The 491-nt window shown below is 47.0% G+C and carries 1 protein-coding gene; it reads left to right on the forward strand.

Annotation, left to right across the window (positions count from 1 at the left end):
- Positions 1-491: mucin-binding protein (locus tag C1G57_RS11140; RefSeq protein WP_419579857.1), on the forward strand; the 491-nt coding region annotated here is incomplete at both ends.

Raw genomic sequence — 491 nt, forward strand, 5'->3', positions numbered from 1 at the left:
CTGACCTACAAACGTACCGCGACCGTTAACCTAGTGACTAAAGAAGTGACTTATGGTGACTGGACCTCAACTGATGATGACTTCGACAAAGTAGACACACCAGCTATTGCAGGTTACACACCAGACAAGGCAAGTGTCGAAGCTGTTCAGGATGTTCCGGCAACTGATCCAGACACTGAAGTTATCGTTAGATATGTGAAGGACGCTCAAAAAGCCACCATCACCTACAAAGATGACAAAGGAACAACGCTTGGTACTGTCGATGAAGTCACAGGTAAGTCAGGCGAGCCGATTAACTACACCACCACAGCTCGTATTACAGAGCTCACCAACCAAGGTTATGAAGTGGTGACAGACGGCTTCACTAAAGAAGGTGGTCAAGTCTTCGACACAGATAAGGCTACAGACCAACCATTTGAAGTCGTCGTAAGAGAAAAAGTAGTAACCGTCACCCCAGAAGATCCTAAGAATCCAGGTACTGAGGTGGACCC

Source organism: Streptococcus suis (assembly GCF_002960425.1).
Classification (GTDB): Bacteria; Bacillota; Bacilli; order Lactobacillales; family Streptococcaceae; genus Streptococcus; species Streptococcus suis_S.